Below are 17,670 nucleotides of genomic sequence, written 5' to 3' on the forward strand. Positions count from 1 at the left end.
CTCCGTCTTTGACCGAAGGAAAGGCCATCTGGGGAGTTTTGAATAGTTCGGATGAGATTCTCGCGGTTCAAACGGGAATTCCGGGAACCAAGGAAGAATCGATTCTTCTCAATTTGGCTGAAAAGAATCGGTTTCGTTAGAAAGGACTTCGCCGGATTTCTATTTTAAATTCTTATGATTTATAAGAATTTAAGAATTCAGAGATGGAATTCTTATCCTTGTCCAGAGAATGTTTGTGCACCTCTTCGATGACGGCTTCGATCGCCGCTCCCATCAAGAATACGCCGGACTTCACTTCCACGTCATAACTTCTTTCGGATTCGTTCGGACCGAGTTCCTTATAAACCGAAACCCCGCTGATCTTTACGATGTTCTCGTTTCCCGGAGGGGAAAGCGTAAACTCGTGAGTATTCGTATCGAGATTGAATGTAGAATTTTCTAATAGAGATGGATCGGAGAGAAGAGCCGCGAGAACCTTTGGCATGGATTCCGCGAGTTTTACCTTCCGCTTTTGATAGACCATGTTTCCCTCTTTTTTCTCTTCCAAGAGTTCCACGTTTTTGAGTTCCGGAAACTTATCCAAATACTTATAACGATCTTCTCTGGCCTTCAATAGATCCTTGAGCGGTACGGGAAATTGCTGAACTACCTTATATTTCATCCGGTCCTCTTGATGAGTTCGTGCATTCCAGAAGAATGCTCGGTTTTCCAATCCAGTAAATAAAAAACTATAGGAAGAATTTGCAAGACATTAATTCTGGCAGGAAGGTCTTTGGTTGGAAATCGATGAAAGAAACAGCTTCTTCCTGGGTTGAGATCTCTCAAAACTCTCTGCGCACCAATCTGAATAGTTTTCGGTCGATTCTCGGACCGAATTCTACGCTTACGGCGATTCTAAAATCAAACGCATACGGTCACGGGTTAGAAACGATGACCAAACTCTGCATCGAAGAAGGAGTTTCCAGAATCGGAGTCAACTCGATCGAAGAAGCACAACGTGTTCGCGTTTTGGATTCCCAAATTCCGATTTTGATCATGGGAGAAATTCAGGATCTTTCGGGGAAAAAAGAAGCCTTGTCCGATCCCAATTTCTGGATCATTTTTTCCAGACCGGAAACCGCGCGGATTCTTTCCCGCTTGAATCCCGCCCCCAAACTTCATCTCAAAGTCGACACAGGAATGGGAAGATTAGGAACTCACGGCGAAACCCTCAAGGACACGTTAGGAACTCTTCGCGACGATAAAATCCGCATCGACGGAATCTGCACACATTTCGCGAGCACGGAAGACGTTTTAGAACATAAGTATTCTCTAATGCAGATTCGGAGGTTTGAGGAAGCGTGTGTTCTCGCGGAGTCGTTCGGGTTTAAGAATTTGGTTAGGCATACGTGCGCGTCCGCTTCAACGCTGTTGTTTCCGGACGCGCACTACGAGATGGTAAGAGTCGGAATTTCACTCTACGGTTTGTGGCCGAGTATGCAGACCCGCTTATCGCTCAACCTCACGGGGAATAAGAATTTTCAATTGAGCCCGGTTTTGTCCTGGAAGACAAGAATCGTTCATATCCAAAGCCATCCGACGAACAGTTATATCGGATACGGCTCCACGTTCCAGACTTCGTTTCCGACAAAGGTCGCCGTCGTACCGATCGGTTATTACGAAGGACTGGATCGTAAACTTTCGAGCAACGGAGATATGTTAGTTCTCGGAAAAAGAGCTAGAATCCTCGGAAGAATCTGTATGAACATGACGATGCTCGACGTGACTCATATTCCGGGCGTGGAAGTCGGAAGCGTAGTCACCGTCATCGGCAGAGACAATGGAGAAACCGTCACTGCCGACGATATCGCGGATAAAACTCATACGATCAACTACGAGGTGACAACTCGAATCAGCGAATCCATCCCCCGGATTGTTGTAGACTAGAAACTCTTCGTTCCTTAGCGTAACTTGTATCGTAACCGATCGATAAAAAACAAAAAAAGGGGCCGCATGTTAGAGACCTCCGCTACTTCTACAATTTCAAATCCAACTCAGATCGTCTATTCCACCAAAACTTACGACTGGTTAATCTCGCTTGTTTACAGAACCAGAGGATTGATGTTTGATTCCATCGACGAATATTTCGAAGAATCCAATCAAAACCGCATTCTCAAAGCCAACTATCCGACCGTGATCATAGGAAATCACGTGGAAGAAGGAGACGTTCCCGCGTTATCCGCAGTCTACAGAGTGATACAGCCGAAGATTAAGTTCGCAATTCCCGCAAGAGAAGATATCTTAAGGAAGAATTTTTTAATAAAAGAATTCCGTCCGAAAGGAACTCTTAAATTGATCTTCGGATTGATCGATAAGACGAACGTGATCCCCGTTTTTTTGAGATACATCGGTTGTTTTCCGGTAAAACGACCTTTCCGAGACAACGCGAGGGAACTGATCAAAAGCGGCGAGCTACGAAACATGGTCGATCAAGAATGGAGCGCCCTTGTCGAAAGGGTTCGTTCGGGAAGAAACTTATTCATGTTTCCGGAAGGGACCTTCAATCACGACGGTTATCTGAATCAGATCAAAAAAGGCGTCTATTACATTCGAACTAAAATCAAAGACGTTCATTTCATATCCTTCACGTTGACATACGATTACCTTTCTTCCAAAAAAGCCCAGGTTCATATCGCCTACGGTGAAAATTTCGACATTTCCGAAGAGTCGACGAGCGACGAGGTTACAAACATCGTCAAAAAAAGATTGGGAAAGAATTATGTGGTTACACCGGGGAATTTACTTTCTACAATTCTAATACGCTTGGGAACGGACTCTTCCGTTGGAAAAGAAATTCTTTTCAAACGGTTCCAAACCTTGGCTTCCGAACTCAAAAAGAAAAGCAGAGGAATTCATATTTCCGGAAAGTTGTTCACTTCTCAGATAGAAGACGCGTTTCAAAACATTCTTAAAAAAGGATTGGATCATAAACTCCTGAAGCTCGACGGAAACGGAAACGTTTCCGGAACGGATAAGCTGCTTCATAAGGAAGGTGATACGAGAAATCTACTGAAAAAGAACGTTCTTTTGTATCACGCCAATCAGTTGACGTATCACAAACCCGAGTTGGAAAAAATTCTTCCTTCTCTCACTTAATCAAGGAACTCAAATTAGAATGGGATTTTGGAAACGTCTATTTTCACCAAAAAGAGAATATCAAAGCGCCGCAAAGGATTGGATCGAAAATACGGAGAGGGTTCAAAAAAGTCTGAACAGAAGTTTGGATTTTATCTTCAACTCCACTCTGAAAGAACTTTTGCCGGAAAAAGTTTCCTTATCCTTGGAACCCATCGCAGGAATTCGAGTTCCCGAAGAAAAGTTAAGAATCATTCTGGAAGGAATGGACGTTCAAACCCTGCTTCCTTTCAATTCGGTTTCGGAAGCGATGAGTTTGGAAACGCAGGAGGCGATTTTGGAATTGGCGACCGGCACGGTCGCCGCTCCTTCGAAAATGTTCTTGATGAAAATTCTCAATCAATCGCCGATCCAGGAAATGTTTTCTCAAGGATTGGAAAAGATATTAGTAGAATTTAATAAGAAACTCAATCCTCTCGCCGGCGTTTTTCAGGCCGCCGGTTTTGAAAAACAGATTTCCGGATTTTTAGGAACTCTTCTTCCCGGTTTCACGGAAAGAATGGCGGAGATTCTCCATTCTTCTTCCGAAAGCGAGGCGGGAAAAATGTTGATTCGAGGCTCGTTGAAAATTCTTTTTCAATCCGGTTTTTCGGAGATGGGTCATCTGGAATCCACGAACTTGAGAAAACATATTGAGAAGCTAAGGGATGCGGTCGCCAAAGATCCTCTTTTGGAAAAAAGTGTTGAAAAGTTCTACGAAAATTTAAGAGATTCTATCTTAAACGAATACAGAGGCGAAACTCTCAAAGAATTTCTGGGTTATACGGATGAAGATTATATCCGTTTTCGAAACAACGTTTCTAAAAACACCGCAGAAAACATTCTTGCAATCCACAAACAAAAACCGCTGACTGGGCTTGTATCCGGACTTCTGGAGGATGTGCTTGGATGAAAAAAGTGATCAATCAGATCGGGAAGGCGTTAGAATATCTAGACAAGTTAGGTACGGGTAAGTCTTTTCAACTGTTTCGATCTCTTGGATATGAAAAGTTATATTCTCTCTCGGAAAAAGTAGACCACAAAACCCTTCTTTACATCAGCCAAAACCTCGACGAAAAAACGATCGTTGAATTCTTAAATCGAATTCCCGAAGAGACTTTGGTCGTTCTTTTATCCACGGTGAAACCCGGGGACATTACATATTTTGCAAATAGTATTCCGATGGACGATTTAGTTCTTTTATCCACTTCGCTTCCGGCTTCCGATATCGCGGAGATGGCCCTCAAGACAGGAAAAGAATCTTCGGCTGAACTTTTAAAAAACATCGGCCCCTCGAAGTCCATTGCGTTGCTAAAAGAAGTCGGAGTTCAGAATTTTATAGAACTATCCTTACAGATCCCTCCGACCGAATTGATCCCCGTGGTACAAGAGTTAACCCCGGAACAATCCGGAATCTGGATTCGAAAGAGAGGAGTCGGAGACATTCCCAGACTGATCCAGGCCTTTGGAGTTCAAAATCTTCTTCTATTTTTAAGAACTCTCGGTTTTGAAAAAAACCTTCATATCATGGGAGTTCTTGGTTTGGAAGAATTGATCGAGTTGGCTTATACGATCGCCGGGATGAAACTCCCCGGGCTCGTCTCTTTTAAGAAAAAGCCGAAGAAGAAGGGAAAAAAAGTTTCCAAGAAAAAAGGAAAGGTAAAGAAGAAAGCTGCGACCAAGACAAAAAGCAAGATCAAAAAAATCTAAGTTTTCCTTTTTGGAATTTTGAATTCTCAAAATCAAAGGGAAATGTCCGGGTTAAAGAAGGCGGAGGGTTTGCCTCAAAACTGAAAACGATCGCCGAGATTCGCGGCCATTCCGATCAAACCAAGATGGTCTTTGGATAAGTTTATGATCGATAGCGGTTGTCGGAAGAAATTGCGGGGAACGGTGGAATGTCTTTTCATTCTTTTAGCAAAAAGTAAAAAACGCTGATTTGTTTTGGGATTCTATAAATTACGGAGAATTTCCGCGCCCCTCACCGGTTCTAAAAAATATTGCCTTTGAAAAAATTTTTTGCGTTGAAAAGGTCATTTTGGATCAAAGGCAGGAACCGTAAGAGATATGGAAATGCTTTCAATCCGTTCCGATCAATTCATTGAGTCCACTCTCGTAGAAAGAAAAGACGACGTAGTGACGATCCTTATTCCTGAAAGTGATTACTTGGCGTTGGACCCGAAAGCTCAGAAAGATCTCAAAAAGAAACTCCCTTATCTTTTAAGGAGATACGGTAAATACCTCGCGGGAGCCTCGCGTCTGAATGTAAAAGCCGGAAAGATACTTTATCAGAAAAATCGAGGCCCTATGAAAAGGATCAATTTTCGGGTCGAATCCGGAATGTGGAATATTTTAGGAATGTTTGCTTTGAGCCATGGAGTTTCTCGGTGTTTTCTTTTTAACTATATGTTGACTCTGGAAACTCTAGAAGTCGGAGATTCTATTGTGGAAACGATGAATGCGGGAGCTCCCACATTTCACCAGGTTTACAGGTTTATCTGGCAATTGGAACTGCAAAGCAAAAGGATTTTCAGAATCTTAGAGTTCACCCCGAACCCAATTTTTCCGATTTTTTATGGAATTTACTGGGCAAAACCAACTTAAAACACAAAAAACGCTTACCCTTAACCCCGATGAGACTTAGTTGCGATCTTGAACCGATCGCGACTGAGATGAAAAATTATTCGGAAGAATCCAAATTCTTTTTTGCCTGCAACAATTCTTCTTTTCCTTTCTGAATCGCGAACAAACGTTCTTGAATCACATTCAAGGAAGAATCCGGATAATTTTTCCGAGAATCTTTGAAAAACTTCAGGCTGTATTCTAAGATTTCTTCCATATCATTGGATTTCTTGATCTTAGAATCCAAATAGAATTTCATCTCCGGCTTCTCAACTTCCCTACCTTCCAACAAAGCCGTTCGAATCTCCGACATTCTCTCTTCGTCTCTTTTTTTCTTTTCCTCTTCTTCCTTTGTCAGATCTCGAGGAATCATACTGTTGCCTGGAAAACGATCCGCCAAAGGTTTGACTTTCCGAATCACTTCTTTTCTCAGCCTCTCTCTTTCTTCCGGAGAAAGACTGGAATAGCCGCCTTCGGCGGCCTCCTCGGCGGAACCCTCCTTAGAACTCGAATCCGGATTCTCCACAACTTCCGATTTCGAAAAGTCCAAAAAGCTCCCGGACTCAAACAAAGAATTCTCGTCTTGATCGACCGTACTTCGACTCAATCCACTTTTTAATTTTTCATCTTCTCTTGAGAATGTGGTTTCTCCGTCGGCAAGGATGAGATAAATCAAAAACGTGAAAACGATTCCGAGAACCGAATAAAGAAAATATTTTTTCATTCTTCCTGTAGCGGCAAAAAGATTCTAAAATTGCTTCCGCCGTTCACTCTAGATTCCAAAGTGATTTCGCCGTTCATCTTGTGTAAGATCGTCCTCGATATGGAAAGCCCTAAACCGGTTCCCCCGATTCTCTTATTTCTATCGTTCGGGATTCGAAAAAATCGTTCGAAAACTTTCTCGATGTATTTCGGATCGATCCCGACTCCCGTATCTTTGAGGTTGATTTCCAGTTTTCCGGCTCCGGATTCTATCATCTTGATTTCGATCTTTCCCTTTTCCGTATATTTGATCGCATTTACAAAAAGATTCGTAACCACTTGTGAGAATTCAAAACGGATTCCTCTTATTTTTAGTTTTTTTACCAATGACACTTCCACTTCCAGACCTTTCTCTTTTGCGGAAGGCCCGTTCGAATAGACGACTTCTTCTATCACCAAAGCTGGATCGAAATTCTCGACCAATCCGGAATTATCGTCCCCTCTTACTTCCTCGAACCTTAGCAGATTCTCGATCAGATGATTCAGTCGTTTGATGTTTTTCTCGATCACATCCAACATCCCGCTTTGGTCTTTCGAAAGAGAAGAATTCAATTCGTTTCTCAAAAGTTCAAAATAACCCTGAATATTCGTCATCGGAGAACGAAGTTCGTGACTAATATTCGAAATAAACTCGTGTTTCGCTTGTTCAGTTTCCTTTTTCTCAGAATCAAATAGGATGTGAACCTGGTAAATTTTTCTCGCCCTCTCAAACAAAGCCGTGATACTCAAGGAAACCTGCATCTCGGATTTATCTTTCAATCTCATCTTCGCCTGATCCACACGTAACATCGTTTCCGCCGATTTATTCGGAGAGGACCATTCGCTCATCTCGCTCAAGCCGGGAAACAAATCCTCCAAAGTCAGATTGTTTACGTTGTCCTTACTGTAACCGGTCAGACCTCGAAAATTATAATTTCCTCCGATCAGCGCGCCCGAGATGGAATCCAATAATATCACGGGTATGGGTGAGAATTCGAAAAGATAGTTAAAACGATCTTCGGAAAACTGAAGTTCCATCGACCTTTTATCCATCTCCAATCCCTGCATCATTAGAACATTATCGATCGCTAAATTATGTATTTCTTTTGCTCGAATTTCCTGAAAGAGATAGTCCAGAATGGAGTTGATGCCCGTTCGAATCGCGGAAGCGGTTCCTTTGAGCGGAAGAATCGGCATACGCGCGGTTTTTTTCGAATAGTAGATATTGAGCACGAGATTCTGAAGATCCGTCACCAAATCTCCGAGTTCTCTTCTTTCTCCCGCTTTCTGCAAAAGAAGGCTCGATTCATTCTTATTGCTAAACTGCTCTTCCATCAAAGCCGTTTTTCTCGCTTTCAAAGCCTCCGGATATTGAGGAATCGGATCCTTTGCGGCTATCTGAAGAGCTTCCTTAAGAACCGGAGGCGGTTCCGTCTGATGATCCATGGATCTCCAAAAAATTCTTCCGAGATATTCCAACTCTTCCGGATCGGCGGATGGAGAAAGCATCTCCTTTAGATCCTGCGAAGGTTGTTTGAAAAAATAATGAAGTTGTTCCGCTTCGATCTTAAATTCGGGAACACTTTCGTGAATCGCGTGTTCGGTCGATTCGTTCGTATTCTCGATCAAAGATTGAATCGCTCTTGTCACCGCACTCTGTAACTTTTGAATTCGATCCGGATAGGTTTTTGCGAATTTCCCGCTAAACGCGAGCATATTTACCGGAAGACGATACGGAGGAAGATCTCTTCCATCCGAAATCCGAAAACCGTTGTTTAGAAAATGAGATTCCTGAACGGAACCGATCAATCCCAATGCGTTGGTCTGGGAGAATTCGTATTCTAAAAGATAGGATCGTGAAGAGATATACGCGTAGCTGATTTTTTTTCGGAACTTGCTCGATCTCAGAAATTCTTGAGCGAGCAATTTGTCTAAAGACGTATTTTGCAGAACAGGTATCAGATACGGAGTGCTGTCCAAAATCGAATCGGTGCTGGAATTGTATCTCGAATAAAACGAATGAATCATTCTGGAAAGAATCATTCCTCGATAGATCGATTTGTTCGGTGCGGTTCTTTTTAGATGGAGATCCAACCAAGTAGTAAACGGAATTTCCCCGACTTCGATTTTTCCGGTACTCAAAAAGGCTAATATTGCGTCGTAGTTCTCAAGAATCCGGACCTGCACCTGAATGCCTTCTTTTTCAAAAAAGCCCCTGGACTTTGCATAAAGAATGGGGAACGCGGAGATTCTGGAAGTGATGGCAATTTCAATCACAGACGGCAGTATTTACCGGGCTTTCAATTTATCAAGAATCCCTTGAATTTTCATCAAAAAGAAAAAAAGGTCATCTTTTTTGAAAATTCTTCCGAGAGACATAATATGAGGATCGAAGAACTTCCAACCGTACAATCTATCCTGAATCGAATCCGGGAAATCGAAAGTCTCCCGAGTCAGTTTGTCCGGGAAACACCGGCCTCCAACGAACAAAAAACGCCGGTTTTGAATTTCGATTCCGTTCTCCAATCCATACAAGAAAAAACAAACCCGGTCTCCGAAACGGAATCCTGGAGAAATGTGAGAGGTGAACTTAAAGGTGTCGAGCCGACCCTTGCCGAAATCATCCGCAAAGAGTCCAAGAAGAATCATCTCGACCCCACTCTCGTTCAGAGCGTCATCCAGGCGGAATCCGGATTTAAGACAAACGCGGTTTCCCCAAAGGGAGCGATCGGCCTGATGCAGCTGATGCCTTCGACCGCAAATCTTCTCGGAGTCGACGATCCTTCCGATCCGGCCGAAAACGTCGCGGGTGGAACGAAATTCTTAAGCGATCTCTTAAACAAATATAAAAATTTAGATCACGCTCTCGCGGCTTATAACGCGGGCCCGGGCGCCGTCGATCGTTACGGCGGTATTCCGCCCTACAAAGAAACTCAGAAATACGTAGCAAAGGTCAAAAAATTCTACGAAGAGGCTCAGTAGTATTTTTTAATCTCTGTCTCAAGACATCCGGTGAGAATTTTACAGCTCGCGGTTTCGATTCCGGAAAGACAAACTTGCATCTTGTCAAAGTGTTTTCTACACCCGCGAAGACAGGAATTTTCGATCTTCGCCGATTGTTCCTTTGCTACCATTCCGGGATACATCTCGGAAACACACCCGGTGAGTTTTGTACAATACGTTAGACACACTTCCTTCGATTCTTCCGAATAGAACTCGTTTTTGTGAATCTCCCTTCCGTATTTGACAATCATCACACCGAACATCAAAATCAACAAAACGTAAACCGGCGAGTAACGAACTACATGTCGAAACGTCGAATTCATTTCCGGACCGACTTCGAATTTTCGGAAAGAATGTTTTCGGAACTGTAGAGTTGGATTCTATCATACCAATCCTGGTGTATTAGAATTTCCTTAATTCCCAAATCTCGTTTCCAAATCGACCAGGACTGCGCGGGCGCATAGGCGCTCGGAAGTAAAACTTTTGTCCTATATACGACCACGTCCCTCTTTCCATCCATACAATTCATCCGAGCTCCGGGTAGAGAATGTTCTACATTTGCGGAAGGCAACGCATTCTTAAACGTCAATGCGACCCATGGATTCTCGGAGACGATACAGAGATTTTTACTTTCCTGGATTCTTCCGCTCAAAGGTACGTCCGGAAGATTTATCGAAGGTATGAGAATCAACTGTAGATAAAACATAAAGCCGGTTCCGAGCAGAAGTGTAAGGGAAGTTTTATATAAAATCGTCTTCCTTTCCGGAATCATCCAGAAAGCCCCCACAAGATTCGCAAAACCGACCCACAAAAGATCGGTCCAAGCGTCTTGCCCGGAACGAAAATCCAAGAGGATTTTCCCAAGTCCGAGAACGATCGAAACAACGATCAGAAATAAAAAATTTCTTGAAAGAGGCGCGGATAACGCGGTCTCGTATTTACTTTTGGAAAAATACAATCCGATCCCGATAAACGCGAGAGGTATCAGGGGAAGAATGTAGTAATAGTCTTTTCGATTCGGCAATTCGTGTATTATGGAAATTGCAACCGTTGAAAAAATAAGGGTCCTGCCTATCATTCCTCCGAAACCGGGAATTACTTTCAGAATCGACTTCGACATCGTCTCCAAAAGAAAAGGTGTAAAAGGAAGACAGTACAGAACCCACCCCAAAAGGATAATCAACTCATTTTGATTCGTAGTAGAAGTCGAAAATTTTCCTAAGTTCTCGGTGAAGAAGAATACCTTGAGAAAGGCGCTTCCCGCCGGAGACAACGAAGTCAGAATTCCTCCCCAAAGAGCAAGGACTCCGAGTGAAATCGTGTGGAATAAAATTTGATCCATTGTCATTCGAATGAATCTTTTTTTGCCGGTCCATTCTCCCGTTGAACTAAACTGAAACGCGTGGAGAAACGCCCAACCGGCGAGTAACGTTCCTGAATATATTTGGAACAAAGGCCCTTTCACCAAACACGCAAAGCCGGATACTAAAGCGGCCGCGATTAAATAGGACCGATTTTTCTTTTTAAAAAATAAGAGCAAAAAAAACGTGGAAAGCGAAAGAAGAAAGGTCATCAACGCTTCCATCATCACGAGTCTGGAAAACTTAAAAACACCCAGCGTTAAAAGATAACTGGAAGCTATGATCGCAGAATAGATCGGCGCGGCTTTGAACAAACGAAGCGCAAAATAGATTAGAATCCCGGTTCCCGCAAAAAGAATCAAAGAAGGAAGTCTTTCCGCGGTCAGACTCATTCCAAAAATCAAATCGGATACGATCCCGGTCCAAAAGAGTAAGGGAGGTTTGTATAAATTCATGATTCCTTCAAATCTGGGAAAAAGGATTTCCCCGCTTTGTATACTCTCTCGAATCGTCGCGATATGCATTTCCTCGTCCCCTTGAGGAAGCACCGCTCTCGACCCGAGATTGGGAAACAAAAGCAGCACCGAAATCACAAAAAGAACCGCTGCAATCAGAAGGTCTCTTCGATTTGGGGAAATCTTTCGTAGGGAACCGTCTTGTGAAACACTGGAAATTAGAGAAGAACCGATCTTCCGGGAGGAGTCTGCTGCCATTTTTGCGTCCTCTATATATGTAATTGCTTACTTACTTATTGCAATCTTTTTCAGACTCTTAAAAAATGACAATCTAGATTAAAATTGAGAATGTAAAAAAGAAAGGTTGGGTCTTATTGAAAGGATGCTCAATTCTACGGAGTCTCATTCAACCAAACGTACGTTAGTGTAAGCTTGTTTCTAAAACGGTTGGAATCAAGGAATTCTCCGGAAATAATGAGTGACACAGAGTTCAACGCAACTTTTATAGGGATCAAAATGAAATCGGCAAGGTCGAAGGCAAACAACTCAGAACCGCTCCTTAAGGATGAAAACGCATGTGAAACCATGATCCGAAAACGGGACCGTTCCGCGACCGAAACCGCCATTCTTTTAGCCGCCATTCAAGTTTTTGCAAAAAAAGGTTACGACGCAGCCAATACAAAAGATATAGCGAAACTTGCTAATGCGAACGAAGCGTTGATCTTTCGTTATTTCGGAAATAAAAAAGGTCTTTTAGAGGCCATTCTTACAAGATCCGAAGAAATTAATTCGGATGAGTCATCGGCACGACAAAAAAAACAGGAAAGCTATCAGGATTTAGAAGCCAGCCTTCAATATTCCATGGCCGGAAAGTGCAGAGACTTTCGAGACGCCGAAGATTTTATGAAAGTCGCAGTGAGCCAGATTATCTTGGATCCCGAAGTCAGTCAGATCATTCAGAAAAAAATCTACACAAAAGCTCTTCCCGAGTTTACAGCCGAACTTGAAAAATTCAAAAAGGCCGGAAAAATCGATCCCAAAGCGGATCTTAAATCCATTGCCTATGCAATATCCTCTCTCACGTTTGCATTGGGCTTTATGGGTCAATGTGTTTATAAAATTCCTCCCGCTGAAATCCAAGCGACCATCAAAGAAGTAGCGAGAATTTTTAGAAAAGGTTTAGAGCCTGAATCTAAGAAGAAGTCTTCGAAGTAAGTTAGCCGTCTTCTTTCCAAGAAAAAATCTCAGAAAGAAGACGAACAAAAAAGGTTTACCCTTTCTTTCTTTGTTCTTCGCTGATCAGGTTCAGAGCGCTTCCCGCTTTGAACCAAGCGATCTGCTGGGCGTTGAATGTATGATTCACTTTGATCTCTTGTTTAGAACCGTCTTTGTGGTTTAAGACGAGAGTCAAAGGAGTTCCTTCTTGAAAGGAGGTCAGACCGAGAATGTCGATCGCGTCCTCTTCCTGAATCTTGTCATAGTCGGCTTTGTCGGCAAAGGTAAGCGCGAGCATTCCCTGTTTTTTGAGGTTTGTCTCGTGAATTCTCGCGAAAGACTTCACAAGAACCGCTCTCGCACCAAGATGTCTCGGTTCCATCGCCGCGTGTTCTCTGGAAGAACCTTCTCCGTAGTTTTCGTCCCCTACTACGATCGATCCGATTCCCTTTGCTTTGTAAGCTCTTGCGGTTTGAGGAACGGGTTCGTATTCTCCCGTTAGCTGATTCTTCACCGCGTTTGTCTTATCGTTAAACGAATTGACCGCGCCTATCAAAAGATTATTGGAAATATTATCCAAATGTCCTCTGTATTTTAACCAAGGCCCCGCCATAGAAATGTGGTCGGTCGTACACTTTCCTTTTGCCTTGATCAGAAGTTTTAATCCTTTGAGATCGGTTCCTTCCCAAGGAGTAAAAGGAGAAAGAAGTTGAAGGCGATCCGATTTTGGATCCACGGCGACGTTCACTTTCGAACCGTCTTCCGCAGGAGCGAGAAAGCCCGCGTCTTTCACGTCAAAACCTTTCGGAGGAAAATCCAAACCCGTAGGTGGGTCGAGTTTAACGTCTTTTCCGTCCTTGCTCTTTAGAGTGTCGGTTAACGGATTAAAATCCAATTTTCCGGCGATTGCAAACGCAGTTACAATTTCGGGTGACGCGACAAACGCGTGAGTTCCGGCAAAACCGTCGTTTCTCTTCGCAAAATTTCTGTTAAACGAAGTGATGATGGAATTCTTCCTTTCAGGATCTTTTGTCTGACGGCTCCACTGACCGATACAAGGACCGCAGGCGTTCGCAAGAACCACTCCCCCGATATCGGAGAATGTTTTGATCAGTCCGTCTCTTTCGATCGTATAACGGATCATCTCGGAACCCGGAGTCACGGTGTATTCCGCTTTGACTTCCAAATTCTTCTCCGATGCTTGTTTTGCGATCGATGCGGCGCGCGTAATATCTTCGTAAGAAGAATTCGTACAGGAACCGATAAGACCCACTTCCAAGTTGGTCGGCCAACCGTTTTTCGCGACCGCTTCTTTGAACTTGGAAAGAGGAGTCGCCAAATCGGGAGTAAACGGACCGTTGATATGAGGTTCGAGTTCGGAGAGATCGATCTCGATCACCTGGTCGAAGTATTTAGAAGGGTCCGCGTAGACTTCCTTATCTCCGTTTAAGTGTTCTTTGATTTTATCCGCGAGTTCCGCGACGTCTTTGCGGTTCGTGTTTAAGAGATATTCTTTCATGTTTTGATCGTAACCGAAAACGGAAGTAGTAGCTCCGATCTCCGCGCCCATGTTACAGATCGTTCCCTTTCCTGTGCAGGAAAGACTTTCAGCGCCTTCTCCGAAGTATTCTACGATTGCGCCTGTTCCACCTTTTACGGTAAGAATTCCGGCCACTTTTAAAATGACGTCTTTGGAAGAAGCCCATCCGGAAAGTTTACCGGCAAGTTTGACTCCGATGAGTTTTGGGAATTTTAATTCCCAAGCCATTCCCGCCATGACGTCCACTGCGTCCGCCCCACCGACTCCGATCGCGATCATCCCGAGACCGCCTGCGTTTACGGTATGAGAATCGGTTCCGATCATCATTCCGCCCGGAAATGCGTAATTTTCTAATACGACTTGGTGAATGATCCCCGCACCCGGTTTCCAGAATCCGATTCCGTATTTGTTGGAGACGGAAGAAAGAAAATCATATACTTCTTTGTTCACATCATTGGCGGTTTTTAAATCTTCGGTCGCTCCGTCTTTGGCTTGGATCAGGTGATCACAATGAACCGTAGAAGGAACCGCAACGGTGTTTCTTCCCGCTGACATAAACTGAAGAAGTGCCATCTGCGCGGTCGCATCTTGCATCGCCACTCGGTCAGGAGCAAAGTCCACATAAGACTTTCCTTTTTCGTAAGCTGTTTTTGGTTCACCTTCCCAGAGATGGGAATAGAGGATTTTTTCGGTAAGAGTAAGAGGTCGTCCAACAACGTTTCTCGCTTTTGTAACAAGATCCCCGATCTTTGCGTATCGGGCGCGAATCATTTCTATATCGAATGCCATTGTTTTCTCCGTTGATATTGAAACCTGTCCTTGGTGCGAAACTCAAAGAGAAGCGGACCGAAGAGTTCCTACGCGCATCCGAAGATGCCTTCAGCGCTGTCCGTTTTGTTGGGATCCTTTTTTTTAGGAAGGGAACGTTTGGATTTCCTTCTTTTTTCAAGATCGGATCCGCACCAAAACACTGTCCTTTTTAGTTCATCGAATATGGGGACAAGTTATAAATTCATGCTCTTGTAAGCATTTAGTTTGTATAGGATTTTTCAGGAGAAGATTGAAAAATAGAATTTTGAGGGTGTGAGAGTTCCCACACAAGGGGAAGTTTTTAGAATCGAATCAAGGAATTCTAATTTTGGAATCGGGAGAATCGACCTCCCGGAAAAGGTCGATTTTGAATGAGGAAAAATGAAAATTCTTCCGGAGAAAATCCTCCGTGGGAACTCTCACAAAAAAAGAATCAGTTTCGAATTCTAAGCTCGACCCTTCGGTTTTTTTCCTTACCCTCTTCCTTGGAATTATCCCCGATCGGAACACTTGCTCCTTTAGGAATGATCTCAAATCGATCCGAAGAAATCCCGTTTCCTACAAGATAATCGCGGACCATTTCGGCTCGAAGAACTGAAACTTTCTGGTTCACGGATTCGGTTCCTTCGAGAGAAGTATGTCCTATGATCTTCACTCGAATTTTAGAATCTTCTTTCATCCAACGAGAAAGCTGATTGAGACTTGGTCTCGATTCCTTATGAACCTGAATGCTATTTTTTTCAAAACGGATCGGATTTGTTTCGATCGTTTTGAATTTTGGATTGGAAGAAAACGTTTCGGGATCCTCTTTTCCAAACCAAGAAAAGGAAGATTTCTTTTCGTGCTCGGGGTTCTTCTCTTTTTGAGAGAGAATTTTTTCTTCTTTGGGAGTTCCCACATTCTTTTTCGGAGAAACTTTCTCTTCCACGGTTTTGGAGACTTCGATCGGTCTTTGTTTTTTCTCGGAGGAAAAGAGTGTCCAGAAAAAATAGATCAGACCGGTAAGAATCAAAAGACCCGCAAGGAAAATTAGAATAGGAACAGTCTTGTCTTTTTTAAGATGAGGTTTTGCAGAAGGAGTCGGAATATAATTCGTGTATTCCCTTGCCGGAGATTCCTGAGGAGTTCCCACATCGTCCGCCCAGCTCTCGGGGAAATTGGCGTCGGGAGATTCTTCTTCCGGGACATTGAGAGTAAGGTTTTTTTCACTCTTCTTCTTGGCGTCCTGAACTCGTTTTGCAGCCCATTTACGGATTTCGGTGCGGAACCATTCGTCCGCCTTTTCCGTGAACTTGTAATTCTCACGAATGTGTTCGATCGTATGTTTCTCTATGTCCGTATAACTATTATTATCTTTGACGGCTTTTAAGAGCTGTTTCGCGTCGTTAACCGAAATTCTACCATCGCGTTTGCCCGAAGTAAATTCTTCCGCGAGTTGTATGAGCTCCCGGTCGTATTTTCTCCCTTTGATTGTTACGTAGTAGTTTTCTTTTTTCGCCATGATCCCCGCCGCACCAAGATTTAGGGAAGAATTCATTCCCTGCAACCAAAGTTTTTAGTCTTCTTCTCTTTGCTTCTTCCTCTTAAAAATATCATTACAAGTCCATAATGAGTTTCTTTTTTTATCTTTGAATTCCTTTCAGATCCTTTTGAAAGGAGGAGTTCCTACTTTCAAATTCTATCCAAGGTCATTCTATAAAAGAATAAATTTTTCGAAAGAAGCTATAATATAATATCGAACCCTGGAGTCGAATTGTTGACCCTTCATCCCTCAGAACTTTCCGTAATAAGGGCTTATTTCCCGAAGGGAGGTCCCACCGAGAATGGACAAAAAGAGCCTGTCCAAGCCGAGGGAGATCCCACAAGAATTCGGAATTCCTTCTTTGAGGGCCCTCTGGAGGCCTGCATCGATCGGGAAGATCTCTTTTCCTAAACGTTTCCGGAGATCCTGTTCGGAAAGAAACCGGGAAAACTGCTCTTCCGAATCCGTCAATTCTTGGAACGCATTTCCCAATTCTAAATTTCCGAAATAGAGTTCGAATCTCCTTGCAAAACCGTTTTCGATCTGAGAAAGCGCAGCAAGTTCGGGAGGATAATGATAGAGAAAAGTAAATCCTCTCGGGAGGCGTGCTTCTACAAGATTTAAGAATACAAGAAAAAAGGAATCTTCGTAAGTTCTTTTTTCATCCGGATTTCTCGTGAGTTTCTGCTCTTTGATTACCTTGTTTAGGTCATCGTGTGAGATCCCACATCCTGCGTATTCTCTGAGAGCGCCTTCCACGGATATTCTTCGGAGAGCGCTTTTTTGAAAACCGAAAGACTGAAATTTTGAATCCAAGGTCTCCAAGAGCTCGGCGCAGAAATCCATCAAACCTTCCAGCTTCATTCCGACGGTGTAGAATTCCAACATCAAGAATTCAGCGCTGTGGAAAGGGCTTCCTTCTTCCCCCGAACGAAACGTATGTGTAATTTCATAGATTTTTTCCAAACCTTTTGAAAGAACCTCTTTTAAAGAATATTCAGGAGACGTAATTAAGTAACCCCTCTCTTTTTGAGAGGGAGAATGAACTTTAAAAGGATCCAAATACGGTTCCATGGAAGGAACCGATTTAAGACAAGGTGTGTCTATCTCCAGATAATCTCTTTCCTCAAAAAAACTCCGGATAACTGATAAGAATTTGGCCCTTCGGATCAAAATTTCGCGACTCAACTCGTTCATCTGACTTTTGTTTTTCCTCTTGATTTCATTCTAAAATGAGAATGCATTGAC

16 protein-coding genes (1 of these 16 running past the window's edge) are annotated in these 17,670 nt (G+C 43.2%); 8 read left to right on the forward strand and 8 right to left on the reverse strand.

All coding sequences use genetic code 11. From position 1 onward, the window contains the following. Window positions 1-140, forward strand: partial view of a hypothetical protein gene (locus JWG44_RS05920; RefSeq protein ID WP_205274050.1) — the final stretch only. The gene continues 349 nt to the left of window position 1, outside the view; only the last 140 of its 489 coding nucleotides appear in the window; its start codon lies off the left edge, out of view; the stop codon is at window positions 138-140. A gap of 32 nt (window positions 141-172) precedes the next feature. Here JWG44_RS05920 and JWG44_RS05925 read toward each other — a convergent pair whose 3' ends face one another. Next, complete coding sequence (locus tag JWG44_RS05925) at window positions 173-661, reverse strand: DUF2505 family protein (protein ID WP_118969390.1); 489 nt, start codon at window positions 659-661, stop codon at window positions 173-175. A gap of 125 nt (window positions 662-786) precedes the next feature. Here JWG44_RS05925 and alr point away from each other — a divergent pair, with 125 nt between their 5' ends. From alr to JWG44_RS05950, 5 genes are all read left to right on the forward strand, one after another. Then, on the forward strand, window positions 787-1,926 hold the full coding sequence (gene alr / locus JWG44_RS05930) for an alanine racemase (RefSeq protein WP_205274051.1): 1,140 nt from the start codon (window positions 787-789) through the stop codon (window positions 1,924-1,926). Between the two features lie 66 nt (window positions 1,927-1,992). Beyond that, window positions 1,993-3,135: a 1-acyl-sn-glycerol-3-phosphate acyltransferase gene (locus tag JWG44_RS05935; protein WP_205274052.1), complete on the forward strand. Its 1,143-nt coding sequence runs from the start codon at window positions 1,993-1,995 to the stop codon at window positions 3,133-3,135. A gap of 19 nt (window positions 3,136-3,154) precedes the next feature. Further along, complete coding sequence (locus JWG44_RS05940) at window positions 3,155-4,066, forward strand: hypothetical protein (protein WP_205274053.1); 912 nt, start codon at window positions 3,155-3,157, stop codon at window positions 4,064-4,066. After that, window positions 4,063-4,863 (forward strand): hypothetical protein, encoded by an 801-nt coding sequence (locus JWG44_RS05945; RefSeq protein WP_205274054.1) that lies wholly within the window; start codon window positions 4,063-4,065, stop codon window positions 4,861-4,863. The genes JWG44_RS05940 and JWG44_RS05945 overlap by 4 nt, the downstream gene beginning before the upstream one ends. Window positions 4,864-5,220: 357 nt before the next feature. Beyond that, window positions 5,221-5,757: a DUF1564 domain-containing protein gene (locus tag JWG44_RS05950; RefSeq protein WP_205274055.1), complete on the forward strand. Its 537-nt coding sequence runs from the start codon at window positions 5,221-5,223 to the stop codon at window positions 5,755-5,757. Window positions 5,758-5,833: 76 nt separating this feature from the next. Here JWG44_RS05950 and JWG44_RS05955 read toward each other — a convergent pair whose 3' ends face one another. Together JWG44_RS05955 and JWG44_RS05960 are read right to left on the reverse strand one after the other, a co-directional pair. Next, window positions 5,834-6,499, reverse strand: coding sequence for an LIC_20245 family lipoprotein (locus JWG44_RS05955; RefSeq protein ID WP_205274056.1), 666 nt, complete (start codon window positions 6,497-6,499; stop codon window positions 5,834-5,836). Beyond that, window positions 6,496-8,802 (reverse strand): ATP-binding protein, encoded by a 2,307-nt coding sequence (locus JWG44_RS05960; RefSeq protein ID WP_205274091.1) that lies wholly within the window; start codon window positions 8,800-8,802, stop codon window positions 6,496-6,498. Before JWG44_RS05960 ends, JWG44_RS05955 begins: the two co-directional genes overlap by 4 nt. Window positions 8,803-8,898: 96 nt before the next feature. On the opposite strand from JWG44_RS05960, the gene JWG44_RS05965 reads away from it, so the two are divergent. Continuing rightward, a complete protein-coding gene (locus tag JWG44_RS05965; protein ID WP_205274092.1) occupies window positions 8,899-9,498 on the forward strand; it encodes a lytic transglycosylase domain-containing protein in 600 nt (199 codons plus the stop codon). Here the strand turns inward: JWG44_RS05965 and JWG44_RS05970 are convergent. Both JWG44_RS05970 and JWG44_RS05975 read right to left on the reverse strand, forming a co-directional pair. Further along, a complete protein-coding gene (locus JWG44_RS05970; protein WP_205274057.1) occupies window positions 9,492-9,842 on the reverse strand; it encodes a Cys-rich protein in 351 nt (116 codons plus the stop codon). The two genes, JWG44_RS05965 and JWG44_RS05970, sit on opposite strands and share 7 nt — an antisense overlap. Further along, a complete protein-coding gene (locus tag JWG44_RS05975) occupies window positions 9,839-11,593 on the reverse strand; it encodes an ArnT family glycosyltransferase (RefSeq protein WP_205274058.1) in 1,755 nt (584 codons plus the stop codon). Before JWG44_RS05975 ends, JWG44_RS05970 begins: the two co-directional genes overlap by 4 nt. A 258-nt stretch (window positions 11,594-11,851) precedes the next feature. Between JWG44_RS05975 and JWG44_RS05980 the strand changes: the two genes are divergently transcribed. Further along, on the forward strand, window positions 11,852-12,550 hold the full coding sequence (locus tag JWG44_RS05980; protein ID WP_205274093.1) for a TetR/AcrR family transcriptional regulator: 699 nt from the start codon (window positions 11,852-11,854) through the stop codon (window positions 12,548-12,550). Window positions 12,551-12,605: 55 nt separating this feature from the next. Here the strand turns inward: JWG44_RS05980 and JWG44_RS05985 are convergent, their stop codons facing one another. From JWG44_RS05985 to epmA, 3 genes are all read right to left on the reverse strand, one after another. Beyond that, window positions 12,606-14,879 carry an aconitate hydratase gene (locus JWG44_RS05985; RefSeq protein WP_205274059.1) on the reverse strand — a complete coding sequence of 758 codons (2,274 nt, stop codon included), beginning with the start codon at window positions 14,877-14,879 and terminating at the stop codon, window positions 12,606-12,608. A 454-nt stretch (window positions 14,880-15,333) separates the two neighbouring features. Next, on the reverse strand, window positions 15,334-16,446 hold the full coding sequence (locus JWG44_RS05990) for an OmpA family protein (protein ID WP_205274060.1): 1,113 nt from the start codon (window positions 16,444-16,446) through the stop codon (window positions 15,334-15,336). Between the two features lie 225 nt (window positions 16,447-16,671). Continuing rightward, entirely contained in the window at window positions 16,672-17,619 is a 948-nt protein-coding gene (gene epmA / locus JWG44_RS05995; RefSeq protein WP_205274061.1) for an EF-P lysine aminoacylase EpmA, read from the reverse strand. Window positions 17,620-17,670 lie beyond the last annotated feature (51 nt).

This window comes from Leptospira ainazelensis, assembly GCF_016918785.1.
Taxonomy (GTDB): Bacteria; Spirochaetota; Leptospiria; order Leptospirales; family Leptospiraceae; genus Leptospira; species Leptospira ainazelensis.